Source organism: Rhodococcus sp. DT1, assembly GCF_049844875.1.
GTDB lineage: Bacteria > Actinomycetota > Actinomycetes > Mycobacteriales > Mycobacteriaceae > Rhodococcus.
The window spans coordinates 461,004-480,997 of the sequence record NZ_JBNCLW010000004.1 but is presented as its reverse complement, the minus strand read 5'-3'; the positions used below and the strand labels follow the sequence as shown (position 1 = coordinate 480,997).

Sequence of the window (19,994 nt, the reverse complement as noted above, 5' to 3'; positions counted from 1 at the left end):
TGTCCGGCGATCGACGCCGTGCGCCACGGATCCCGGGGTACGGTTGTCGGACGGTTGTCCCGTCGACTCCATCGCCAGGAGAAGCCCGTGTCCGACGAAACCGATCTGTCCTATGAAGCCGATCCTGATCCGGCACAAGCATTCCTCGACGAGATCGCAGTCGAGTATCGCAGTGATCCCGCGGTCGAGATGGGCACGATGTTCCGCAGCCCGGGCCTGCGCGTGGGAGGCAGAATCTTCGCGTTTCTCGGTGGGGATCAGCGCTTGATCGTCAAACTTCCCCGTTCCCGCGCTCTGGAAGCGGTCGACACCGGAACCGCCCACCACGTCACGATGGGCAGCCGGACCATGAAGGAGTGGGTTGCTTTCCCACTCGACGGAAACGACCTTGCCGGCACCTTGGACACCTGGCGGCACGCCGCCCGGGAAGCGCACAACTTCGTCGCCCGGATCTGACCTCCGCCGCTCAGCCGACGACGACCACCACGAGTGTCCGCGGACCGTGCACCCCTTCGACACGTTCGAGTTCGATGTCGCTGGTCGCGGAGGGCCCGCTGACGAGTGTGGTGGGCCGCTCGGGCACCAGCCTCGCCAGCGCCTCGGGCACACCGACTTCGAGGGTATCCAGTCCCACCAGGCACACGTGGAGGTCGGGCACCAGCGTGAGTGCTCGCCTACCCTGATCCGGGCTTCCGTCGAGGAAGATGGTGCCCGTTTCCGCACACGACACAGCCGATCCGGTGAGCACACCGTCGAGTTGCCCCAGGTCGGGAGCGGGCACTTCCGGAGAGTCGACGACGATCCGGCCATCGAATTCCGCGAGCCACGACCGGTCCAGTCCGGGCGGCACCCCGAGGCTCTGCACTCCGAGTTCGGTGAGAATCCCGGAGAGCGCACTCGCAAGTTCCGCGGAGGTGTGACGATGCACGGTCGCCTTGTAGTCACGCACCCTGTCGGCGAACATCTCGTAACGCTGGTCGTCGGGCAGTGTCCTTCCTGTCCGGTAGCGGCGGACAACCTCCACGGGAGGAGAGTCCGACAGCATCAGTGCATCTCGGATACGCCCCATGACAACGTCTTTCGAACTCATGACTGTTCCCCCGATTGTCTCGCCCGTTCGAGGGTGACCCGGCGTTCTTCGGTGTCCCACCACTGACGGAACGTCTGTTTCGGAGGTGCGGCGATATCGCGGGCGTCGGTCCACCCGCTCAGCGGCCACGGCAGCGTCGTGATGCGACCCTTCCGTCCCGCGAGCAGTCGCGCGATGCCCGCGGCCTTCTGGGCTGCGGTCCATCGCGCGGCCGAAGACATCGCGAACGAGGCCGCCTTCATGGCCGCGGCTTCGGCACCCGGCCGCGCGTGCTCGGCTTTCTGGTGCCGCAATTCGACCAGCAGGGACGGAATGTCGATTCGGACCGGGCAGGCGTCGAAACAGGCGCCGCACAGGCTCGACGCGAACGGCAGGGTGGCATTGGGGTCGTGGGGTTCGTCCATGCCGGCCAGTTGCGGGGTGAGCACCGCACCGATCGGTCCGGGATACGTCGACCCGTAGGCGTGACCGCCGGTGCGTTCGTACACCGGGCACACGTTCAAGCATGCCGAGCAGCGGATGCAGCGCAGCGCCGCTCGTCCGACGGTGTCCGCAAGGGTTGCGGTGCGTCCGTTGTCGAGCAGGATCAGGTGGAACGTCTGTGGTCCGTCCCCGGGGGTGACACCGGTCCACATCGAGGTGTACGGGTTCATCCGTTCCCCCGTCGACGATCGCGGGAGCAATTGGAGGAACACCTCGAGATCACGGTAGGTGGGCAGAAGCTTCTCGATACCCATGACGGTGATGAGGGTCTGCGGCAATGTCAGGCACATTCGTCCGTTGCCTTCGGATTCGACCACCGCGAGTGTCCCGGTTTCGGCGATGCCGAAGTTCGCTCCCGAGACCGCGACCGGCTCCGTCATGAACTTGTGCCGCAAGTATTTCCGGGATGCTTCGGCGAGATGTGCCGGGTTCGCGTCGAGATCGGGATCCACGCCGTCCATCTCGCTGAGGAAGATGCTGCGAATCTCGGACCGGTTGCGATGGATGGCGGGCACGAGAATGTGCGACGGTGTGTCGTGGCCGAGTTGGACGATGAGTTCGGCGAGGTCGGTCTCGTGCGCGGTGATGCCCTCGGACTCGAGATGTTCGTTGAGACCGATCTCCTGGGTGGCCATGGACTTCACCTTGATGACTTCGTCCGCCCCCGCTTCCCGAACCAGTTGTGTCACCAGTGCATTGGCCTCGTCGGCATCTGCGGCCCAATGCACCACACCGCCCCGTGCGACGACGGCTGCTTCGAACTGCTCGAGCAACTCGGGTAGTCGCGTGAGCACGTCGTTCTTGATTCCCTCTCCGGCGACCCGGAGGTCTTCCCAGTCCGGTAATTCTTCGGTGACCGCAAGTCGCTTGCCGCGGATCGTGTGCGTCGCTTTACCGATATTGCGCCGCAGTTGCGCGTCGGCGAGTTCGTGTCGTGCTGCGGCAGGGAAGGTTTCGGTTCCGCGCACGTTTCCGGTGCCGCGCGGCGGGATCGGCGGCATCCCCAGCGAGGCCGCGGTCACGAGCCCACCACCGGAGCGGGTTCGCGGACGGACGCGAGAATCTCGGCGAGATGCAGGGTGCGTGTCCCCATCCGCAGACGCGACATTCCCCCGCCGATGTGCATGAGGCACGACGAATCTCCGGCCGTGCAGACCTCGGCACCCGTCGAGGCCACATTTCTGATCTTGTCGCCGAGCATCGCGGTGGACGTCTCCGCATTCTTGATCGCGAACGTTCCACCGAACCCGCAACACACGTCGGCTTCGGGAAGTTCGACGAGGTCGATGTCGTGTACCCGGCGCAGCAACCGGAGCGGCTTGTCTCCCACCCTGATCATCCGCAACGAGTGGCAGGTCGGGTGGTAGGTGACACGGTGGGGGAACGACGCACCGACGTCGGTCACCCCCAGCACGTCGACGAGCAGTTCCGACAACTCGTACGTCTTGGCCTTCACCACCTCCACCCGTCCGCGGAGCGCCGGAGTTCCATAGCGGTCGGCCACGATGTGGTGCTGGTGACGGATCGACCCTGTGCACGATCCGGACGGCACCACGACCGCGTCGATCGCGGTGTCGCCGAACTCCTCGGCGAAGTTCTCCACGAGCGGCAGCGCGTCCGGCTGGTATCCGGTGTTGATGTGCATCTGGCCGCAGCAGGTCTGCCCGGGCGGGAACACCACCTCGTGTCCGAGTCTCGTGAGCAGGACAGCGGTGGCCTCGAGCGCGGACGGGAAGAGGGTGTCGCCGAGACATGTGCCGAACAGCGCGATCCGCATCGAGTTCTCCGCATCAATCTGTGGTCCGTCCCACACTATCGCCGGCGGCGGGAACCCTGGTGAAATCGTCTCCGAAAGTCGTGTATCGTTGGTCAGGCAACGCGGGGTGGAGCAGCTCGGTAGCTCGCTGGGCTCATAACCCAGAGGTCGCAGGTTCAAATCCTGTCCCCGCTACCACCACCGGCCCGGACTCTCACGAGTCCGGGCCGGTTTTGCTTTCCCCACGGTAGATTCGCTGTGCCTGCATCAGTAGCGGCCGCGGGGGCGACATGGACGACGTAGACAGCCCGGAACCGACGAGGGCGCCGCGGGGTGGTGCCCGGCGCGTCGAGCGCTCCGGGCTTCCCCGCTGGTTCCGCCCCGTGATCCTCTACGTCCTGTTCGCGATCGCCGCGTACCAGATGTCCGGGTGGCTGTTCCACAATCTCAAAGGCTTCCTCGGGCTGCTGTTCCTCGCGTGGCTCTTCAGCATCACCGTCGAGCCCGTCGTGGACCGGATGGAACGCTTCGGGATGCGACGGGGGGCCGCAGCGGGACTGGTGCTGTTCGGGCTGGTCCTCCTGGTGGTCGGGTTCCTGTCGCTGTTCGGCGCGTTGCTCGCCGAGCAGCTCTCCCAGCTCGTCACCGCGTTGCCGGACGCGTTGTCCTCGGTCACCCAGTGGGCGAACCGCACATTCGACACCAACTTTTCGGTCGATTCGGATGATCTCCGCATCACGCCCGACACGGTGCGCGAACTCGCCGCCCGGTTCACTCCGGGTGTGCTCGGTGTGGTGACCTCGCTCTTCGAAGTCGTGTTCCAGTTGCTGACGATGCTGCTCTTCGCGTTCTACATGTCGGCGGAGGGCCCTGCCCTGCGGCGCACGGTGGCGAGTTGGTTTCCGGCTCAGCAGCAACGAGTGATTTCGACCGTCTGGGAGATCTCGGTGGACAAGGCCGGCGGTTACGTCGTCTCCCGCCTCATTCTCGCGGCCTTCAGCACCGTGGCGACCGGGGTGTTCCTGGTCGCGCTGGATGTGCCCTACTGGCTGCCCCTGGCCCTGTGGACGGGCGTCGTCTCCCAGTTCGTCCCGACACTGGGCACCTACCTGGCGATCGCCTTGCCCGCGATCATCGCGGCAACGACGCATCCGATCAACGCCGTGTGGGTCGTGGTTTTCGGCACGCTCTACCAGCAGATCGAGAACTACGTGCTGCATCCGCGCGTCACCGCGCGCACCGTGGCCATCCATCCCGCCGTGGCCTTCGGTGCGGTGATCATCGGTGCGTCACTGTTCGGTGCCATCGGCGCGCTCGTCTCGGTGCCGGTCATCGCGGTGATCCAGTCGCTGATCGAAACGTTCGGCCGGCGTTACGAACTCGTGCCCGAAATCGCCGGTTCACCCGGGCCCGATGCGCCGGACGCGAAGCGCGACATCGGAGACGCCGGAGACACACGGGCACCGGACGAAGGATCAGGTGCGTGAAGCCAGGTCACGTGCCGCGAGGTGCGCGAACACCATGCTCGCCCCGATGGGGTTTCCGCCGCCGGGATACACGGTTCCGCTGACCGCCGCCATGGTGTTACCGGCCGCATACAGTCCGGGTATCGGTGCTCCGGAGGTGTCGAGGACACGGGCACAGGTATCGGTGCGCAACCCTCCCTTGGTACCGAGATCGGACAGTCCGAACGCTGCGGCGTGGAACGGCGGCGTGTCCACCGGCACGAGAGGCGACTCGCCACCCGAGAACGCGCGATCGTAGGGTTCGTCCCCCCTGCCGAAATCCTCGTCGACGCCGGCCGCCGCGAAGGCGTTGAATCGTTCGACCGTCGCGGCCAGCACGTCGGCGGGAACACCGATCATGTCGGCGAGTTCCTCGAGCGTGTCCGCGGTCTTCCACAGACCGGCCTCGACGTACTGCTCCGTCTCCGCGACCGGCACGTTGGTGGCCTGGACGGGTGGTGCGAGACCGTCTTTGTCGTCGTAGATCATCCAGAACGGCATGGTCAGCTTTCCGCTCTCCGCATGTGCGAGGGCGGCATGCCCGATCCGGTCGTACGGTGCGGATTCGTTGACGAAACGCTCACCGCGGTCGTCGACGAACACTCCACCGGTAAACCAGAGCGCGAACGCCGAGCGGCCGTCGGGGTGGGTCAGTCCGGGCGACCACCAGGCCTCGTCCATGAGATCGACATCCGCGCCCGCCGCGATTCCCGCGCGGTGCCCCTTGCCGAGGTTGGACCACGGCCCCATCGAATCGCGTGAGTGGCCCGGGACTCCGAATTCGGCCCGCATGTCGTCGTTGCGCTCGAATCCACCGGCAGCGAGGACCACACCCCGCCGTGCGCGGATGGCACGTCGCTCACCTCCGTGCGAGACGATCGCTCCGACCACGCCACCGTTCTCGACCACGAGATCTTCGAGGGCGGTGTCGAGATGGGTGTCGGCGTTCGGGTATTGCCGAAGGGCGACGAGGAAACGGCCGACCAGCGCCCGTCCTCCGATGAGGGTGCTGCGGAGGCGCTCGCCGGCGCGTTCGCGACCGAGGGGGCCGCGGATGGATTCGTTGAGTTCGAGGTCGTCACGCACCCGCAGCGGCGCCGCGCAGATGTGCCGGCCGGTGGCGCTGGCGTTGGGTGCCTTGCCGAAGTAATCGGGCCACGGCAGCACCTGGAACTCGAAGTTGTCGTCCGCTTCGAGGTAGTCGATGAGGGGCGCGCCACTGGTGACGAACGTGTCCTGCAGGTCGCGGGGGGTGCGGTCTCCGACCACGGAACGGAAATAGGTACGGGCGTCGTCGAGGGTGTCCGTGTCACCCGCCCGCCGCAATACGGCATTGGTGGGGAACCACATTCCCCCGCCACCGGAATACGCAGTGGTCCCACCGAAGTGCTCGGAGGCCTCGATGAGTATCACCGAAAGACCTTCCCGGGCAGCGGTGTACGCGCCGCAGCACCCGCCCGCTCCCGATCCGACCACGAGTACGTCGCATTCCTCGGCCCAGTCCACCATTGCGTTCCTCCGTCGGTCCGGCGTCGGCAGATGCTAACCGTCCGGCACGCGGGGGCGGGAGCGTCGTGTCCCACCGGGCGGGAGACCCTAGACGGCGAGAGGCGCGGCGGTGGCGGCGAGCACGTCGTCCACGGTCACTCCGGGAGCGGTGTCGACGAGCACCAGACCCGCGTCGGTGACATCGATGACGGCCATGTCGGTGATGATGCGCTGGACGCAATGCCGCCCGGTGAGGGGCAGAGTGCACTCCTCGAGAATCTTCGGGTCGCCCTTCTTGGTGACGTGCTCCATCATGACGATGACGCGCTTGGCGCCGTGGACCAGGTCCATCGCGCCGCCCATCCCCTTGACCATCGCGCCGGGCACCATCCAGTTCGCGATGTCACCCTTCGCCGAGACCTGCATGGCCCCGAGAACCGCGACGTCGATCCGGCCACCGCGGATCATTCCGAAGGAGGCCGCGGAGTCGAAGTACGACGCACCGGGAACAGCCGTGATGGTTTCCTTGCCGGCGTTGATGAGTTCCGGGTCGAGTTCTTCTTCGGTCGGGTACGGGCCGACGCCGAGCACGCCGTTCTCCGAGTGCAGGATGACCTCGATATCGGGATCGAGGTAGTTCGGCACCAGCGTGGGCATGCCGATACCGAGATTGACGTACTGACCGTCGGACAGTTCCCGTGCCACACGGGCCGCCATCTCCTGACGGGTGAGCCTGCGGATATCTGCCTGGGTCATGCTCGCACCGTCCGATTCTCGATGCCGACCTCGACCGGGCCGACGTGCACCACACGCTGAACGTGGATGCCTGGTGTGTGGATTTCGTTGGGGTCGAGTTCGCCCGGCTCCACGAGGTGCTCGACCTGCGCGATGGTGATGCGGCCGGAGGCCGCGGCGGGCGGATTGAAGTTTCGGGCGCTGGCGCGGTAGACCAGATTGCCGTGGCGGTCGCCCTTCCACGCGTGGACGAGAGCGTAATCAGCGGTGATGCCGCGCTCGAGTACGTAGGTCTTCCCATCGAATTCGCGGGTTTCCTTCGGCTCCGACGCGGCGGCGATGTGACCGTGTCCGTCGTAGCGCAGCGGCAGGCCGCCCTCTTCGACGGCGGTACCGACACCGGCCGGGGTGAAGAATGCGGGGATTCCGGCGCCTCCGGCACGTAGCCGTTCCGCGAGCGTGCCCTGGGGCGTCAACTCCACTTCGAGTTCGCCGGACAGGTACTGACGGGCGAACTCCTTGTTGGAGCCGACATAGGACGAGATCGTGCGCCGGATGCGGCCCTTCTCGAGGAGCAGCCCGAGACCGAACCCGTCGGTGCCGCAGTTGTTGCTCACGGTCTCGAGATCGGTGGCGCCCTGTTCCAGGAGCGCGGTGATGAGTATCTCGGGGATTCCGACCAGGCCGAACCCGCCCACAGCGATGGTCACGCCGTCGGGGATGTCGGCTACGGCCTCGTCGGCTGAGGCAACAACTTTGTCCATGTATCCCAGAATAGACCCGATTGTGCGTAATGTGAACCTGCGTTCGCATTGTGAACACTCTCCGCGGCGCGCCTTGCGAGGCGCGCTCCGGCGGATCTACGCTGTTCGCATAGCGTTCGATCGTCCACATAGCGAACGCTGAACCGGCCCGCTTGCCCGCAGCGACCCGCAGGAGACCACCGATGACCGTCCCGCTGCATGTCGAGCACATCGCGCGCACAGAGCACGGCAGGACGGTCCACGTCAGCACAGAAATCCGCAGCGGTGGATCTCCCGCGCGACACTCGTTCCTCGACTCCTCCTCGAAAGGCGCCGCCTCGTGAGCACCTCGGACCTGAACGACCCGCGCGAGGGTTCCGTCGCGTCGACCGATTACGTCCAATCGCTCGCGCGTGGACTCTCGGTGATCACAGCGTTCGGGGCCGACCACCCCAGGCAGACCCTCTCGGACGTTGCACGGGCGACCGGCCTCACGCGCGCCACCGCGCGCCGGTTTCTGCTGACACTGGTCGAACTCGGCTACGTGCGTACCGACGGTTCACAGTTCTGGCTCACACCCCGCGTGCTCGAACTCGGCTACAGCTACCTGTCGGCACTGTCCCTGCCGGATGTCGCACGGCCCCATCTCGAAATGCTTGCAGAGAAAGTCCACGAGTCGACCTCGGTGTCGGTGCTCGACGGCGACGACGTCGTCTACATCGCGCGCGTGCCCGTCCGCCGCATCATGACGGTGTCCATCACCTTGGGAACCAGGTTTCCCGCACACGCGACATCCATGGGACGGGTACTCCTCGCGGGCTTGTCGCCTTCCGAACTCGAAAAGTACCTCACGCGAGCCGAACTCACCCCGATGACGTCTCGTACGCTCACCACCGTCGACGACCTGCGAACCGAAATCGAGAAGGTGCGCAGAGACGGGTACGCGATCGTCGACCAAGAACTGGAAGAGGGCCTGCGCTCCCTTGCCGCACCCATCCGCGACGAATCCGGTGCGGTGGTGGCGTCGATGAACATCTCCACCCACGCCGGGCGATACCCGGACGACACCGTCCACGACGTTCTCGTCCCCTCCCTGATCTCGACCGCAGAAGCAATCTCCCACGATCTCGTCCGCACCCGCACCAACTGAGACACCACCCCGAGGAACCCATGAACGACGTAGTGATCTGTGAACCCCTCCGCACCCCGGTCGGCCGATTCGGTGGCGTCCTGAAGGACATCGCACCCGAAGACCTTGCCGCGACCGTGATCCGGGAACTCGTGGCTCGCACCGGGATCACGGGATCGGACGTGGACGACGTGATTCTCGGCCAAGCCTCCCCCAGCGGTGAGAACCCTGCCATCGGCCGTATCGCCGCGCTGAATTCCGGCCTGGGTGTCGATGTTCCCGGCCTTCAGGTCGACCGTCGTTGCGGCTCCGGGCTCCAGGCGGTGCTCCAGGCCGTGATGCAGGTGCAGTCCGGCGGCAGCGACCTCGTCCTGGCGGGCGGCGCGGAGTCGATGAGCCAGGCCGAGTTCTACGCGACCGGAATGCGCTGGGGCGTGAAGGGAGAGGCAGTCGCCCTCAACGACCGGCTCGCGCGTGCCCGCGTGACCGCCGGCGGTCGCGATTTCCCCGTGCCCGGCGGCATGATCGAGACCGCCGAGAACCTGCGCGCCGAATTCTCTCTCAGTCGCGAGGACCAGGACGCGCTTGCCGTGCAGTCGCACCACCGCGCGGTTGCCGCACAGAAGAACGGAATCTTCGCGGAGGAGATCGTCCCGGTGCGCGTTCCCCAGCGCAAGGGCGATCCGATCACCGTCGACACCGACGAGCATCCGCGCGCGGACACGACCCTCGAGGGACTCGCGAAGCTGCGCCCGATCCGCGGCAGGATAGATCCGGATGCCACGGTGACCGCCGGTAATGCCAGCGGCCAGAACGACGGTGCCGCGCTCGCGGTGGTCACCACCGCGGAGAAGGCATCGAAGCTCGGATTGCGTCCGCTCGCGCGGCTCGCCAGCTGGGCCGTCGCAGGTGTCCCGCCACGGACGATGGGAATCGGCCCGGTCCCTGCCACGGAGAAGGCGCTCGGCCGCCTCGGCCTGACGCTCGCCGACATGGACGTCATCGAGCTCAACGAAGCCTTCGCCGCACAGGCGCTGGCGGTCATGCGCGTGTGGGGGCTCGAGCCGGACGATCCGCGGCTGAACCCGCACGGATCGGGTATTTCGCTCGGCCATCCGGTCGGGGCGACGGGCGCTCGTATCCTGGCCACCCTGCTGCGCGAACTCGACCGGCGGGAGGGCCGCTACGGCCTGGAAACGATGTGTATCGGAGGCGGGCAGGGACTCGCAGCGGTCTTCGAACGCATCGGTTGATCCGGCCACGAGCGCGGTCGCGCTCCGTAGCATCGGGGCATGAGTGATCTTCGGACGGACACACCGCCCACCACACGCCCCCGTACGGCCGCGCGACTCCTGCTCGCCGCCGCACTGGTCTTCGCGGGTCTGAGTCACCTGTTCTGGGGCCGTAAGGACTTCCAGGCCCAGGTGCCCGACTGGGTGCCCATGGACAAGGACGGGGTGGTCATGGCGTCCGGAGGAGTGGAGATCATGCTCGGCGCGGGGCTGGCCGTCCTCGGTCGCGACCGGGTCCGGGTGGGCCGGATCGCCGCCTTGTTCTTCGCGGCGGTCTTTCCGGGAAATCTTGCGCAGTACCGCGGGCGGCGCAGCGCGTTCGGGCTCGACACCGACCGGAAGCGCCTGGTGAGGCTGTTCTTCCAGCCGGTGCTCATCCTCTGGGCGCTCTGGAGCACCGGCACGCCGCGCCGCTGACCCCGCTTACTCTTCGGGTGCCACGCGCACCAGCATCTTTCCGAAGTTCTTTCCCTCGAGCATCCCGATGAACGCCGCCGGTGCGTTCTCCAGGCCGTCGACGATGTCCTCCCGGTACTTCAACGATCCGTCGCGAACCCAGGCCGAGGCATCGCGCAGGAAGTCGCCGTACATCTCCTTGACGAACTCGGTCTGGATGAAGCCCCGGATCGTCAGGCTCTTGGTCAGCACCGACGAGAAGAACCTCGGCAGGCGGTCTGCCCGCTCCTCGACAGCGCCGTTGTACTGCGCGACCAGTCCACACACCGGGATTCGGGCGTAGGTGTTGAGCAACGGCCACACCGCGTCCTGCACCGCGCCGCCGACGTTCTCGAAATACACGTCGATACCCTCGGGGACGGCGTCCTTCAGCTTCTGCGCGAAGTCGGGATCGCGATGATCCAAGGCGACGTCGAACCCGAATTCTTCGGTCAGTGCGCGGCACTTCTCGGGGCCACCCGCGATACCTACTGCCCTCGCGCCCTTCAGCTTCGCGATCTGACCCACCGCCGATCCCACCGGGCCCGTGGCGGCCGCCACCGCCACCGTCTCCCCGGGCTTCGGCTGCCCGATCTTCAGCAGTCCGGAATACGCTGTGAATCCGGGCATCCCGAGCACACCGACCGCGGTCGAGATCGGGGCCGCCGTCGGATCGAGCTTCCGCACTGCCCCGGCGTCGACCACCGCGTGCGACTGCCATCCGGCGCCCGCCAGCACATAGTCGCCGGCGGCAATGTCGGCGGCGCGGGACTCGACGACCTGACAGACGGTGCCCGCCACCATGACGTCACCGAGTTCGACGGGCGGGGCGTACGACTTGGCAGTACTCATCCGTCCCCGCATATACGGATCGAGCGACAGATAGACGACCCGCACGAGGAGCTGTCCCTCGCCGACCTCCGGCAGGTCCACGACCTCGGTGCGAAAGTTGTCGGTGGTGGGTGTGGCGTCCGGGCGCGAGGCGAGAACGATGCGGGTGCTCTGGGCTGACGTGGATGCACTCATCACTCCAGTGTGCCGCACATCGCCCGGCGGCCTCAGACGATCCGGTGCGCTTCTCCTCGGGGCGGCACATAGTTGGAGAACAACCGGGAGTGGACGACCTCGGTGAACGAGGGCCCATCCTGTTCGACCCGCCGGGCAGGCCTGGGCTGCTCCCTACGCACCGGCGACATGTTGGATGTGGATCGAATAGACACTTCGACTCCTCTCGGAAACGGGGAGGAAGGCGCTGCCGAACACCGTCGCGCATCGACTCGACGGGTGTGCGACCCCCCTTGCGAATACATATACCCCTTCGACGGGCGCAACGCACGCGCGGGTTTCCGCGGCGTTCTCGTGTCGCCTCCGGTGCCACCGCCCCGGACGAGCACCTACCCGCCGTCACCTGCGCGTATGGGAGCGGTCACCGCCGAATTGAGTGCTGCCACTCGGCCTGTCGGCCGATCCACGAGGCCGGCCGGTCGCAGGGGAACCGTGCGAGAACCTCCGGGGGGCAGATGAAACCACGAATCGGTTGCGTCGAACCCGCCCACGTTCAGCCGCACGTATTGAGCAGCGCCGTCGGTGTCCACCGTGACCGACCACCCGTTCGCGGATCGGTGCGCGGTCGCCCTCAGGCCGATGCTGCGCTCGACGGGACGGGCGGCGCCCCCGATGAGATGGACATTCTCGGCGAGCACGACGCCGGACGTGTCGACCAACCGGACGGAAGCAGCATCGAATGCTTTTGTCCCGAAACGATATGCGTGGTTCACGTCCGCGAAACCTCCGGTGACTACGTTCCACGACAGAGTGCGCGCGTCGTGGGCAGCGAGCGTCAGCGGCACTGTGATGTCGGTCGAGACGACACCCGCGGCGGTGTGGGAACGGAGGTGCAGAGTGGCGGCGAGCGGACGGTCGGTGTCGTTGAACACCAGGACCCGTAACCCGTCCAGCCCGTCGTCGACGAGAAGGGCTGTGACAGGCGCGAACACGCGGCGCAGGACGAACCACGGAGCTTTCGGGACACCTGCATGGTCGAGGACACCCCATCCGGCACCCGGTTCCAGATCCCGGGCCGCCAGCACCAGAGCGCCCCGGCAACCGGAGTCCGGCCGACGCCAGTGCTGGAGGACTTCGGTGAAGGCTTCGCATACGGCGGCACGTCCGAGATCGAGGTAGCGTTCGGGGTCGGACCAACGCTCGGCTGCGGGATCGGCGCCGAATACACTGCGCACGTAGTGATCCCGCACATCCTCGAAGTCCCACGACGCCCCGTTGTCGCGCGGAACTGCGGCCTTCCACGCCGGGTGGTGACCCGCGACGGCCACACTGCCGAATGCCGCCTCGACAGCGTCGTTTCCGGGAGGAATCGAGAAGGCGAGAGATTCGGCGGCGAACCGCACGCCTGCCGCACGCACATCGGAGAGTGGCCGACGATAACCTCCGACCCCGAAATAATGCGCCACACCGGAACTCACATCGATCGGCAGTGCGTCCGAGCCCGGAGGCGCGGAGGGTGACGACGACACCCAGACGACTCCCGGAGCGACCGCGTCCGCGATCGCCGGAAGCACGTCGTCGATGGCGCGGATGACCGGGCGCTGCACTCCGAGCATGGCCGGTTGCTGCTCCGTTTCGCTCCCACCGCACAGCACGACGAGCGCGGGGTTGCCCGAGTGCCTCAGCGCGAACGACCGCAACTCTTCCTCGAGCAACGTGCGGAACCCCGCGTCGTCGGGCGGGTCGGTCGTGGCCAGCATGACGTCCTGCCACACCATGATTCCCAGTTCTGCACAGTCCGAATAGAAGTCGTCGCGTTCGTACACCGTGGTCCCGGGGATCCGGATCATGTTGATGCCGGCATCGACGCACCGCTCGAGCACTCGCCGTGTCTCCTGCGGTGCGTTCAGCCCGATCGGATCGGTGGGTGTCCACACGATGCCGCGACAGAACACGTCGATTCCGTTGACCTGCAGCGCGAATCCGTCCTCGTCGTAGTTTGCCGTAACGGAGCGGAAGCCTGCCGACCCGAGGTGCAGGGGCTTCCCGTCGAGGTGCAGGTCGACGCTGTACCCGGCCGGTTGCCCGTGGGTATGCGGCCACCACAAGCGTGCCTTCGGTACCACGACGCGAGCACGAACGAGTTGCGAACCGTCCTGCCGGGAGACGATTTCCGCGCGGGCTTCCTGCTCACCCACCGTGACGAGGGCCGATGTCACGGCGGGTCCGGCGAGCACGACTTCGATCTCCACCACGCCGTCGCTCCCGTCCAGATGCGTGTGGACGCGACGAGAGATTGTCACGGGGTCGGCGCCGTCGAGGAGTCGGACCGGCCGCCAGGGCCCGACCGGAGCGGGCACCCCACCGAATACGGGTGCGCGGCCGAGGAGTGTCGTGCGGAACCAGCGAAGACCCTGGGCGGAGATCAACGACGAGCGCCACCGGCCACGGGGCCGCCGTGTCTTCAATGCCGCGTCGAGAGACGGGAAGCGGAGGGCGATTCGAGCCGAGCGAGGCAGTTCGTCGAGGACCACGACGAGCGGGACGAACATCGACTCCGATACCGCGACACGCTGCGATCCCACCCAGATCTCCGCCTCGGTGGCGAGGCCGTCGAAGGACAGGCGCCACGGCCCGCGTCCGCGCGCGGGCACGTCGGTGACGAACCACCAGTCGCTCGCGTCGGTCTGCGCCTGTCGTGCCGCGTCCACCCCGTTCGCGTCGCGGATGGCTCCCGCCGCGGTGCCCGGGACGGATACCGGTAGCCACTGGTCGAGCGCGTCGAGTTCGTCGGGGTGGCCGACGGAACCTGGCTCCACAGCGGTGCATACCCACTGAGCTTGGGCAAGGAGATCCATGCTCGAGTGCTGTTCCTAGCGAGATCCGGCAGCGCGCGCGGCCGTCGTGATCGAGGCATCCCAGGCATCCGCCATCAGGCCGAGTTGTTCGGCGGGATCGACAGTCCGTCCGCGGGCGGCACGGGCCATGCGGAACTGCACGCTCTTCGCTCCCTCGGAGACCGACCGGAATCCCGGCGCGGCGGTTGCTGTGCCCGGATAGCCGTGGTCCTCCATGTATTCACATATGTCGGCTGCGAGTTCGGCGCTCGCCCCGCACTGACGCAGCACACCGAAGGTCCACCGGTGGAACAGTTCCATCCCGCCCGAGCTCAACTGGTCGACGTCGTCGAGGACGCGCTCGGCGAGCGCGCGCACCGGGTTGGCAACGGACCGATGGCGGAGGTGGCGGCGCACGACAGCGTCGAAGGCGTCGCATTCCGGAAGCGAGACACCGAGCCGCACCTGCTCGAGGTAGGGCGGCCAGGCGGAAATTGGTTCGTCGAGTCCGAACACACCGCGGAAGTCGTCTGCGGCGAGGCGATGGTAGCCGCTGTTGTGGAAGTACTCGAGAACTTCCGCTTCACGGTCGATGAGGTTCGGCACGATGGTCGTCTTCGAATGCTCTCGGCGGTAACCGGTTCCGTCCGTGTCGGGCAGCCAGAAGGCGTCCACCTCGACAGTCGACAGCAGACCTGCATCGGCGTTCGCTTCGAGATGTTCGATGGGCCGGCGCCACACGTTCATCTCCGCGACCTCGATGCCGTACAGGGAGAACAGGTCCTCGGGCTTGAACTTCAGAAACGTCCACTGGCTGCCGTCGAAGCGCGCGGAGAAGGCACACGCCGCGGCCGGTACGGGGTCGAGTCCGAGCGAGTGCAGCACTTCGACCCAGAGGTCGACGTAGCAGTTGGTTTCGGTCCACACCCGGTCTGCGCCGTGGATCGCATGCGGAACGTAGTCCTCGACCTGGACGTCGATGAGGCGTCGGGTCACGGAAACATCCTGTTGCGCACCGAGTCCGGCCAGTTGCCGACGGCAAGGCCGTGCGTGCGCAGCATCGCCAGCGCGATGCGCTCCATTCCGAAACCTACGCACGCACTGTGTGCGACCTCGCCGTCCGGCGTGACGATGCCGAAGGTGTCTCCGAAGTGATCGCGGTGGCAGTTGCACGACACCACGGCGGTGCCGTCGTCGAGGTCTCCGTAGAGCCGCACCGTCAACTCGGTTTTGAGGTTCTCGTGGCGCTGATTCGCCGCGAGCATGCGTCCGGCCCGGCCGAAGAACGGGTCGTTGGCCGGCACCGCGGTGGCGTCGAGGCCGAGCGAGTCCAGTACCTCGAGTCCGCGCCCGATCCAGGTGTCGCGGTGCTGCGCGGCGTCGTCGGCGGTGCCCAGACGCACGAACTCGTGCATGCGGAACGCCTGCATGCGTGCCGGATCGATTGCCGGCTCGTGCCGGAAACAGTAGCCGTACACATCGAGCAGTTCGCCACCCTCACGCAGGGTTCCGCTGTACTTCGCGTATGCGGGGTGGCATGCCGCCGAGACCAGGACGGTATCAGCGGGTTCGAGCCAGGCATCCCACGCTTCGCCCCGCGCGCGAGCGGCGAGCAACTCGGCGTGTTCGGCGTTGGTCCCGGCGAACGTCGTCACGGCACCGGTCAGGTGCGGGAACGAGGCGATGTAGTCGGTTCGCTCGAAACTGGTGCGCGGGAAGACCGGAGGGAAGCGCAGGCGGGTCGCCGCCGCGCCCGGGCCGGCCGCGACCACGACCCGGTCGATTCCGTCGACGATGTCTTCGAATTCGCCGGAGCGGCCGTAGAGCCCGGGAACCGCGGTGTCGACGAGCAGTCCCGCGGCGAGCAACTGCTGCTGGAAGTCCTGCCGTGCCCGTTCGAGTTCCGTGCGGTCCCCGACGGCCGTGCTGGTCATATCGTCCCTCGGTATGCGATCGACATCTGGGCAGAGTTGTTCATGATGCGGTCGTTGTTGACCATCACCGCGGCACCGTGCGCGTCCCGCAGGTGCCTGCCGAGCGAATAGGGGCCGTCTTCCCGGTAGCCCGCGATTCCGCAGATCAGCATCGACCGGTTCACGAGGTCGACGACGGCGGTGGAGGCACTGACCTTGAGATTGTTCATCGCCAGCGAGAACCCCATCCCCGTCAGCGATTCGGCCTCCACCGAACCTGCTTCCGCAGCCGTGGTCCGGTCGAAACGTCCCGCGGCCGAGAAGACGAGATCGGCGAACTGCTGGTGAGCGGCGGCCGCCTCCGCGAGACGCAGCGCACCGGGCGGAGTGACGCCGGGCTGCTTGCGGGCCGCCGACCGCACGTACGCGCGGGATTTCTCCATGGCGGCATCGGCGATTCCCAGCCACACGGCCGACCACACACTGTGAGACACGGGCAGCATGGTCCGTGACGAGATCTCGGAGTACGCCGCACCCACGATCAGATCCGCGGAAGTCTTTGCGGACAAGACGAATCCGGGACTGCAGGTGCCACGCAACCCCAGGGTGTTCCACGGTCCGGTCGGCTCGAGAGTCACGCCGTCACGGGGGCACACGACGAGAACCTGGTCGCTCGGCGGGCTGTCGGTGGTACGGCGTGCCGTCACCAGGACCGCGTCGGCGTACTCGCCGTACGAGATGACCGGGGCGTTCTTGACGACGGACACGGAATCGTCGACGCGCTCGACTGCGCAGAGGCTACTGCGCACGTCGCCGCCCGTGCCGAGTTCGGTCGTCGCCGACGCGATGAGGTAGTCGTGCTGTGCGGCGTCGGCGACGAACGCGGCCACACCCGGCGTCGAATGCCGCACGAGCGAGAGGATCTGCGTCTGGTGCATCGCGAAGATCATCGCGGTGGAAGCGCAGTAACGGCCCAGGATGCGCGCGATCTCGCACAGGTCGCTCAGCGATGCGTCCTCGCCGCCCTGCGCCGCCGGAACGGCACACGTGAGCAGTTTGTGGGCGCGCAGCGCGTCGACGGCCTCACGAGGGAACCGGGCTTCGCGATCGACTTCGTCCGCCCACACCGCAGCGATGTCGCGGCCGACGATCTCGGCTCGCTCTCGCAACGACAACTGTGTGGGCGCACTGCCGAACGCAGCGTCGACGACGCTCACCCGACACCCAGTTCGGTCAGGGCGGAGCGGATGGAACCGACGCTCGCAAAGGTGCTCTTACGCAGGAGTTCGTCGGGAAACTCGATGTCGAATGCGTCTTCGAGAGCGAGCATCACGTTGACGCTCGCGTGCGAGGTCAGTCCCAGTTCGTAGAGATCCGCAGTGAGATCGAGTTCTGTGGCGTCGACCGACAGCTTGGCGTGCTCTCCGAGCACCTTGCGGATTGCCTGTTCAGTCATGCCTGTTCTCTTTCTGTCACTGCTGTGCGGGTCGCGGCCACGGTTGCGAAGGCGTAGTCGGGCTCGTGGGAGAGCGAGACCTGGAAATCGGTCAACTGTTCATCCGACGCGCGCGCGGCAGCGTTACCGTCCAGGTGCACGGCACATCCGCCCCACGGCGCACGGCGTATTTCGATGGAGCGCCACGGAATCGCGTCGTCGCGCGGGCGGAGCACTTTCATCACGGCTTCTTTCGCCGCGAACCGTGCGGCAAGTCGCTGAACGCGGCCTGCCCCGGTGCACACCGAGAGCTCGTGCGGTGTGAAGACCCGTCGCAGGTACCGATCCCCGAAGAGGTCGATGCTCCGGGCTACGTCGGCGACAGTCACCACGTCGCAACCGATGCGAGGCGTCATCGTCGGGGCCGGGCCGGCATTCACGGGTTCCTCCGGCGTGCGGAGACAGACAGTGGGCGAAGAGGTTCGGCCACGGCCACTTCGGAAGAATTCATCAGGTTCCGCCCGGCATCTGTGCGCTCCGACATGTCCCCCCAACGAGCCCCGACGCCCGTTTTGCGCAATTCGACGTGACTCTAGAGCTGTGCGTGCGCGAACTCAATCCCGCCGCGCCCACATGTGTCCCGGTTCACAAGTAGTCAGGACCCCGGCCGTGACGACGGCCGGGGTCCTGAAGAGCGAGTCCCTACGCGGACACGCGCACGGGTTCTGTGCCCGCCTCGTCCGCCGACGCGGACACCGGCTCCGGAGGAGCAGCGACCGGCGTGGGTTCCTGCGCGTAGTAGAAGTGCGGGCGGCGGTGGCCCAGGAAGGACCCGCACCACGACATGACCGCGATGTAGCGATTACGGAAGCCCACGAGGTACACGAGGTGCACGGCCAGCCACAGCACCCACGCGATGAAGCCGGTGAGTTCGACCTTCCCGACCCGCGTGATGGCGCGGAAGCGGTTGATGATCGCCATGCTGCCCTTGTCCTTGTACTTGAAGGGCGTGCCGGCCGGGATCTTGCCCAGGATCATCTTGGCGACGTGCCGGCCGCCCTGCATGGCGAACGGCGACTGCGCCGGCAGGTTGTCGAGCGTGACCATGTCGCCGATGGCGTAGATGTTGTCGGCGCTGCCCACCGTGAAGTCCGCGTCGACCACGAGCCGTCCTCCGCGGACCGTCTCGCAGCGCGTGCGCTCGGCGAGCACTGCGGCGAAGTCGTTGGCCTGGATGCCGGCGGACCAGATGATCGTCTCGGCGGTGAGACGACGCGATGCCTCGGTGGTCGGCGTGGACAGGGTCGCGCCGTGCTCGTCGATGTCGGTCACGAGGGTGTTGAGCACAACCTCGACGCCGGCTTTTTCGAGCGATTCCTTCGAGTACTCGCTCAGCTTGCCGCCGAACGGCGGGAGCACCTTGTCTGCACCTTCGACGAGCGTGACGGTGACGTCGTCCGCGGTGATGTTGTGGATCGCATCCGCGAAGTAGCGCTGTGCGAGTTCCTTGATCTGGCCGGCGAGCTCGACGCCGGTGGGCCCTGCCCCGACGACGATGAAGCTGAGCAGATTCTTCCGATGTTCCGGATCGGAGGTCGTGTGCGCTTCCTCGAAGCAGCGGACGATCTGGCGGCGCAGCCGCTCGGCATCGTCGACGGTCTTGAGCGCGTACGTCAGGTCGGCGAACTCATCGCGGCCGAAGTACGCCTGGCGGGCACCGGTCGCGGCGACGAGGTGGTCGTACCCGAGGGTGTGCCGAGTGCCGCCGGCTTCATAGGTGACGGTGCCGGCATCCGGATCCACGTCGACGACCCTGCCCAGCCGCACATCGGCCTGCGGGTACTTCGCGAGGATCGCGCGGACGGACGGTGCGATCTCGCCGGGCGAGATGACACCCGTCGCCACCTGGTAGAGCAGAGGCTGGAACAGGTGCTCGGTGGTCTCCGAGATGAGGACGAACGGCTTGCCTGCCTTCGCGAGTTTCTTCGCCGTCGCCAGTGCTCCGAAGCCGGAACCGACGATGACTACCTCTGTCCGGTCGATGATGTTCGCCTCTTCCTTTCCTGTCCCACCCACGCCAGCGATACCTCCACTCGAGTTCATGTATTAGTCCAACCTAGGTTTCCGACCCTCCGTATATCCAGTAAC

General features: G+C 66.7%; 20 protein-coding genes and 1 tRNA gene. 7 read left to right on the top strand and 14 right to left on the bottom strand.

The window, feature by feature from the left end:
• Window positions 1-87 precede the first annotated feature (87 nt).
• Window positions 88-456 carry a hypothetical protein gene (locus tag ACLQ3J_RS12920; protein WP_422424853.1) on the top strand — a complete coding sequence of 123 codons (369 nt, stop codon included), beginning with the start codon at window positions 88-90 and terminating at the stop codon, window positions 454-456.
• 10 nt (window positions 457-466) lie between these two features.
• Here the strand turns inward: ACLQ3J_RS12920 and ACLQ3J_RS12915 are convergent, their stop codons facing one another.
• Genes ACLQ3J_RS12915 through ACLQ3J_RS12905 form a run of 3 tightly spaced genes read right to left on the bottom strand, consistent with a single transcriptional unit; the run spans window position 467 to window position 3,350 of the window.
• Window positions 467-1,090 carry a LutC/YkgG family protein gene (locus ACLQ3J_RS12915; RefSeq protein ID WP_169652872.1) on the bottom strand — a complete coding sequence of 208 codons (624 nt, stop codon included), beginning with the start codon at window positions 1,088-1,090 and terminating at the stop codon, window positions 467-469.
• Window positions 1,087-2,574 carry a lactate utilization protein B gene (locus tag ACLQ3J_RS12910; RefSeq protein WP_425903541.1) on the bottom strand — a complete coding sequence of 496 codons (1,488 nt, stop codon included), beginning with the start codon at window positions 2,572-2,574 and terminating at the stop codon, window positions 1,087-1,089. The genes ACLQ3J_RS12915 and ACLQ3J_RS12910 overlap by 4 nt, the downstream gene beginning before the upstream one ends.
• Before the next feature lie 17 nt (window positions 2,575-2,591).
• Window positions 2,592-3,350, bottom strand: coding sequence for a (Fe-S)-binding protein (locus tag ACLQ3J_RS12905; RefSeq protein WP_169652871.1), 759 nt, complete (start codon window positions 3,348-3,350; stop codon window positions 2,592-2,594).
• 100 nt (window positions 3,351-3,450) lie between these two features.
• Here ACLQ3J_RS12905 and ACLQ3J_RS12900 point away from each other — a divergent pair.
• A tRNA-Met gene (locus tag ACLQ3J_RS12900) sits at window positions 3,451-3,527 on the top strand.
• Window positions 3,528-3,619: 92 nt separating this feature from the next.
• Entirely contained in the window at window positions 3,620-4,816 is a 1,197-nt protein-coding gene (locus ACLQ3J_RS12895; protein WP_296550389.1) for an AI-2E family transporter, read from the top strand.
• Here the strand turns inward: ACLQ3J_RS12895 and ACLQ3J_RS12890 are convergent.
• The 3 genes from ACLQ3J_RS12890 to ACLQ3J_RS12880 all read right to left on the bottom strand — a co-directional run bounded on the left by ACLQ3J_RS12890 (window position 4,805) and on the right by ACLQ3J_RS12880 (window position 7,821).
• Entirely contained in the window at window positions 4,805-6,343 is a 1,539-nt protein-coding gene (locus ACLQ3J_RS12890; protein ID WP_425903464.1) for an FAD-binding protein, read from the bottom strand. The genes ACLQ3J_RS12895 and ACLQ3J_RS12890 overlap by 12 nt on opposite strands.
• Before the next feature lie 87 nt (window positions 6,344-6,430).
• Window positions 6,431-7,078 (bottom strand): CoA transferase subunit B, encoded by a 648-nt coding sequence (locus ACLQ3J_RS12885; RefSeq protein WP_169622951.1) that lies wholly within the window; start codon window positions 7,076-7,078, stop codon window positions 6,431-6,433.
• On the bottom strand, window positions 7,075-7,821 hold the full coding sequence (locus ACLQ3J_RS12880; RefSeq protein WP_169622950.1) for a CoA transferase subunit A: 747 nt from the start codon (window positions 7,819-7,821) through the stop codon (window positions 7,075-7,077). The genes ACLQ3J_RS12885 and ACLQ3J_RS12880 overlap by 4 nt, the downstream gene beginning before the upstream one ends.
• Before the next feature lie 182 nt (window positions 7,822-8,003).
• Between ACLQ3J_RS12880 and ACLQ3J_RS12875 the strand changes: the two genes are divergently transcribed.
• The 4 genes from ACLQ3J_RS12875 to ACLQ3J_RS12860 are packed head-to-tail and all read left to right on the top strand — an operon-like array spanning window position 8,004 to window position 10,638.
• A complete protein-coding gene (locus ACLQ3J_RS12875; protein ID WP_169652868.1) occupies window positions 8,004-8,144 on the top strand; it encodes a hypothetical protein in 141 nt (46 codons plus the stop codon).
• Window positions 8,141-8,950 carry an IclR family transcriptional regulator gene (locus ACLQ3J_RS12870; protein WP_296550387.1) on the top strand — a complete coding sequence of 270 codons (810 nt, stop codon included), beginning with the start codon at window positions 8,141-8,143 and terminating at the stop codon, window positions 8,948-8,950. Before ACLQ3J_RS12875 ends, ACLQ3J_RS12870 begins: the two co-directional genes overlap by 4 nt.
• Window positions 8,951-8,970: 20 nt before the next feature.
• On the top strand, window positions 8,971-10,182 hold the full coding sequence (locus ACLQ3J_RS12865; protein ID WP_422423452.1) for an acetyl-CoA C-acetyltransferase: 1,212 nt from the start codon (window positions 8,971-8,973) through the stop codon (window positions 10,180-10,182).
• A 39-nt stretch (window positions 10,183-10,221) separates the two neighbouring features.
• Complete coding sequence (locus ACLQ3J_RS12860; protein WP_169622947.1) at window positions 10,222-10,638, top strand: DoxX family protein; 417 nt, start codon at window positions 10,222-10,224, stop codon at window positions 10,636-10,638.
• A gap of 6 nt (window positions 10,639-10,644) precedes the next feature.
• Here ACLQ3J_RS12860 and ACLQ3J_RS12855 read toward each other — a convergent pair whose 3' ends face one another.
• The 8 genes from ACLQ3J_RS12855 to ACLQ3J_RS12820 all read right to left on the bottom strand — a co-directional run bounded on the left by ACLQ3J_RS12855 (window position 10,645) and on the right by ACLQ3J_RS12820 (window position 19,889).
• Complete coding sequence (locus ACLQ3J_RS12855; protein WP_425903461.1) at window positions 10,645-11,682, bottom strand: NADP-dependent oxidoreductase; 1,038 nt, start codon at window positions 11,680-11,682, stop codon at window positions 10,645-10,647.
• Window positions 11,683-12,050: 368 nt separating this feature from the next.
• A complete protein-coding gene (locus ACLQ3J_RS12850; RefSeq protein WP_425903459.1) occupies window positions 12,051-14,519 on the bottom strand; it encodes a glycosyl hydrolase 2 galactose-binding domain-containing protein in 2,469 nt (822 codons plus the stop codon).
• A 15-nt stretch (window positions 14,520-14,534) separates the two neighbouring features.
• Window positions 14,535-15,494, bottom strand: a complete 960-nt coding sequence (locus tag ACLQ3J_RS12845) for a DUF1839 family protein (protein ID WP_169652864.1) — start codon at window positions 15,492-15,494, stop codon at window positions 14,535-14,537.
• The gene (locus tag ACLQ3J_RS12840) at window positions 15,491-16,432 is read right to left on the bottom strand and encodes an amino acid--[acyl-carrier-protein] ligase (RefSeq protein ID WP_169652863.1); all 942 of its coding nucleotides are present in this window, start codon (window positions 16,430-16,432) and stop codon (window positions 15,491-15,493) included. The genes ACLQ3J_RS12845 and ACLQ3J_RS12840 overlap by 4 nt, the downstream gene beginning before the upstream one ends.
• Entirely contained in the window at window positions 16,429-17,628 is a 1,200-nt protein-coding gene (locus ACLQ3J_RS12835) for an acyl-CoA dehydrogenase family protein (RefSeq protein WP_425903457.1), read from the bottom strand. The genes ACLQ3J_RS12840 and ACLQ3J_RS12835 overlap by 4 nt, the downstream gene beginning before the upstream one ends.
• Window positions 17,625-17,867 (bottom strand): acyl carrier protein, encoded by a 243-nt coding sequence (locus ACLQ3J_RS12830; protein WP_169622941.1) that lies wholly within the window; start codon window positions 17,865-17,867, stop codon window positions 17,625-17,627. The genes ACLQ3J_RS12835 and ACLQ3J_RS12830 overlap by 4 nt, the downstream gene beginning before the upstream one ends.
• Window positions 17,864-18,262, bottom strand: a complete 399-nt coding sequence (locus tag ACLQ3J_RS12825) for a holo-ACP synthase (RefSeq protein WP_169622965.1) — start codon at window positions 18,260-18,262, stop codon at window positions 17,864-17,866. Before ACLQ3J_RS12825 ends, ACLQ3J_RS12830 begins: the two co-directional genes overlap by 4 nt.
• A gap of 286 nt (window positions 18,263-18,548) precedes the next feature.
• Window positions 18,549-19,889, bottom strand: a complete 1,341-nt coding sequence (locus ACLQ3J_RS12820) for an NAD(P)/FAD-dependent oxidoreductase (protein ID WP_169622964.1) — start codon at window positions 19,887-19,889, stop codon at window positions 18,549-18,551.
• Window positions 19,890-19,994 lie beyond the last annotated feature (105 nt).

Coding starts and splice junctions, on each gene's coding strand:
- ACLQ3J_RS12880 (WP_169622950.1), bottom strand. CDS start 7,821: ATGGACAAAGTTGTTGCCTCAGCCGACGAGGCCGTAGCCGACATCCCC.
- ACLQ3J_RS12860 (WP_169622947.1), top strand. CDS start 10,222: ATGAGTGATCTTCGGACGGACACACCGCCCACCACACGCCCCCGTACG.
- ACLQ3J_RS12850 (WP_425903459.1), bottom strand. CDS start 14,519: ATGGATCTCCTTGCCCAAGCTCAGTGGGTATGCACCGCTGTGGAGCCA.
- ACLQ3J_RS12875 (WP_169652868.1), top strand. CDS start 8,004: ATGACCGTCCCGCTGCATGTCGAGCACATCGCGCGCACAGAGCACGGC.
- ACLQ3J_RS12905 (WP_169652871.1), bottom strand. CDS start 3,350: ATGCGGATCGCGCTGTTCGGCACATGTCTCGGCGACACCCTCTTCCCG.
- ACLQ3J_RS12890 (WP_425903464.1), bottom strand. CDS start 6,343: ATGGTGGACTGGGCCGAGGAATGCGACGTACTCGTGGTCGGATCGGGA.
- ACLQ3J_RS12910 (WP_425903541.1), bottom strand. CDS start 2,574: ATGCCGCCGATCCCGCCGCGCGGCACCGGAAACGTGCGCGGAACCGAA.
- ACLQ3J_RS12885 (WP_169622951.1), bottom strand. CDS start 7,078: ATGACCCAGGCAGATATCCGCAGGCTCACCCGTCAGGAGATGGCGGCC.
- ACLQ3J_RS12825 (WP_169622965.1), bottom strand. CDS start 18,262: ATGACGCCTCGCATCGGTTGCGACGTGGTGACTGTCGCCGACGTAGCC.
- ACLQ3J_RS12840 (WP_169652863.1), bottom strand. CDS start 16,432: ATGACCAGCACGGCCGTCGGGGACCGCACGGAACTCGAACGGGCACGG.
- ACLQ3J_RS12865 (WP_422423452.1), top strand. CDS start 8,971: ATGAACGACGTAGTGATCTGTGAACCCCTCCGCACCCCGGTCGGCCGA.
- ACLQ3J_RS12855 (WP_425903461.1), bottom strand. CDS start 11,682: ATGAGTGCATCCACGTCAGCCCAGAGCACCCGCATCGTTCTCGCCTCG.
- ACLQ3J_RS12895 (WP_296550389.1), top strand. CDS start 3,620: ATGGACGACGTAGACAGCCCGGAACCGACGAGGGCGCCGCGGGGTGGT.
- ACLQ3J_RS12830 (WP_169622941.1), bottom strand. CDS start 17,867: ATGACTGAACAGGCAATCCGCAAGGTGCTCGGAGAGCACGCCAAGCTG.
- ACLQ3J_RS12915 (WP_169652872.1), bottom strand. CDS start 1,090: ATGAGTTCGAAAGACGTTGTCATGGGGCGTATCCGAGATGCACTGATG.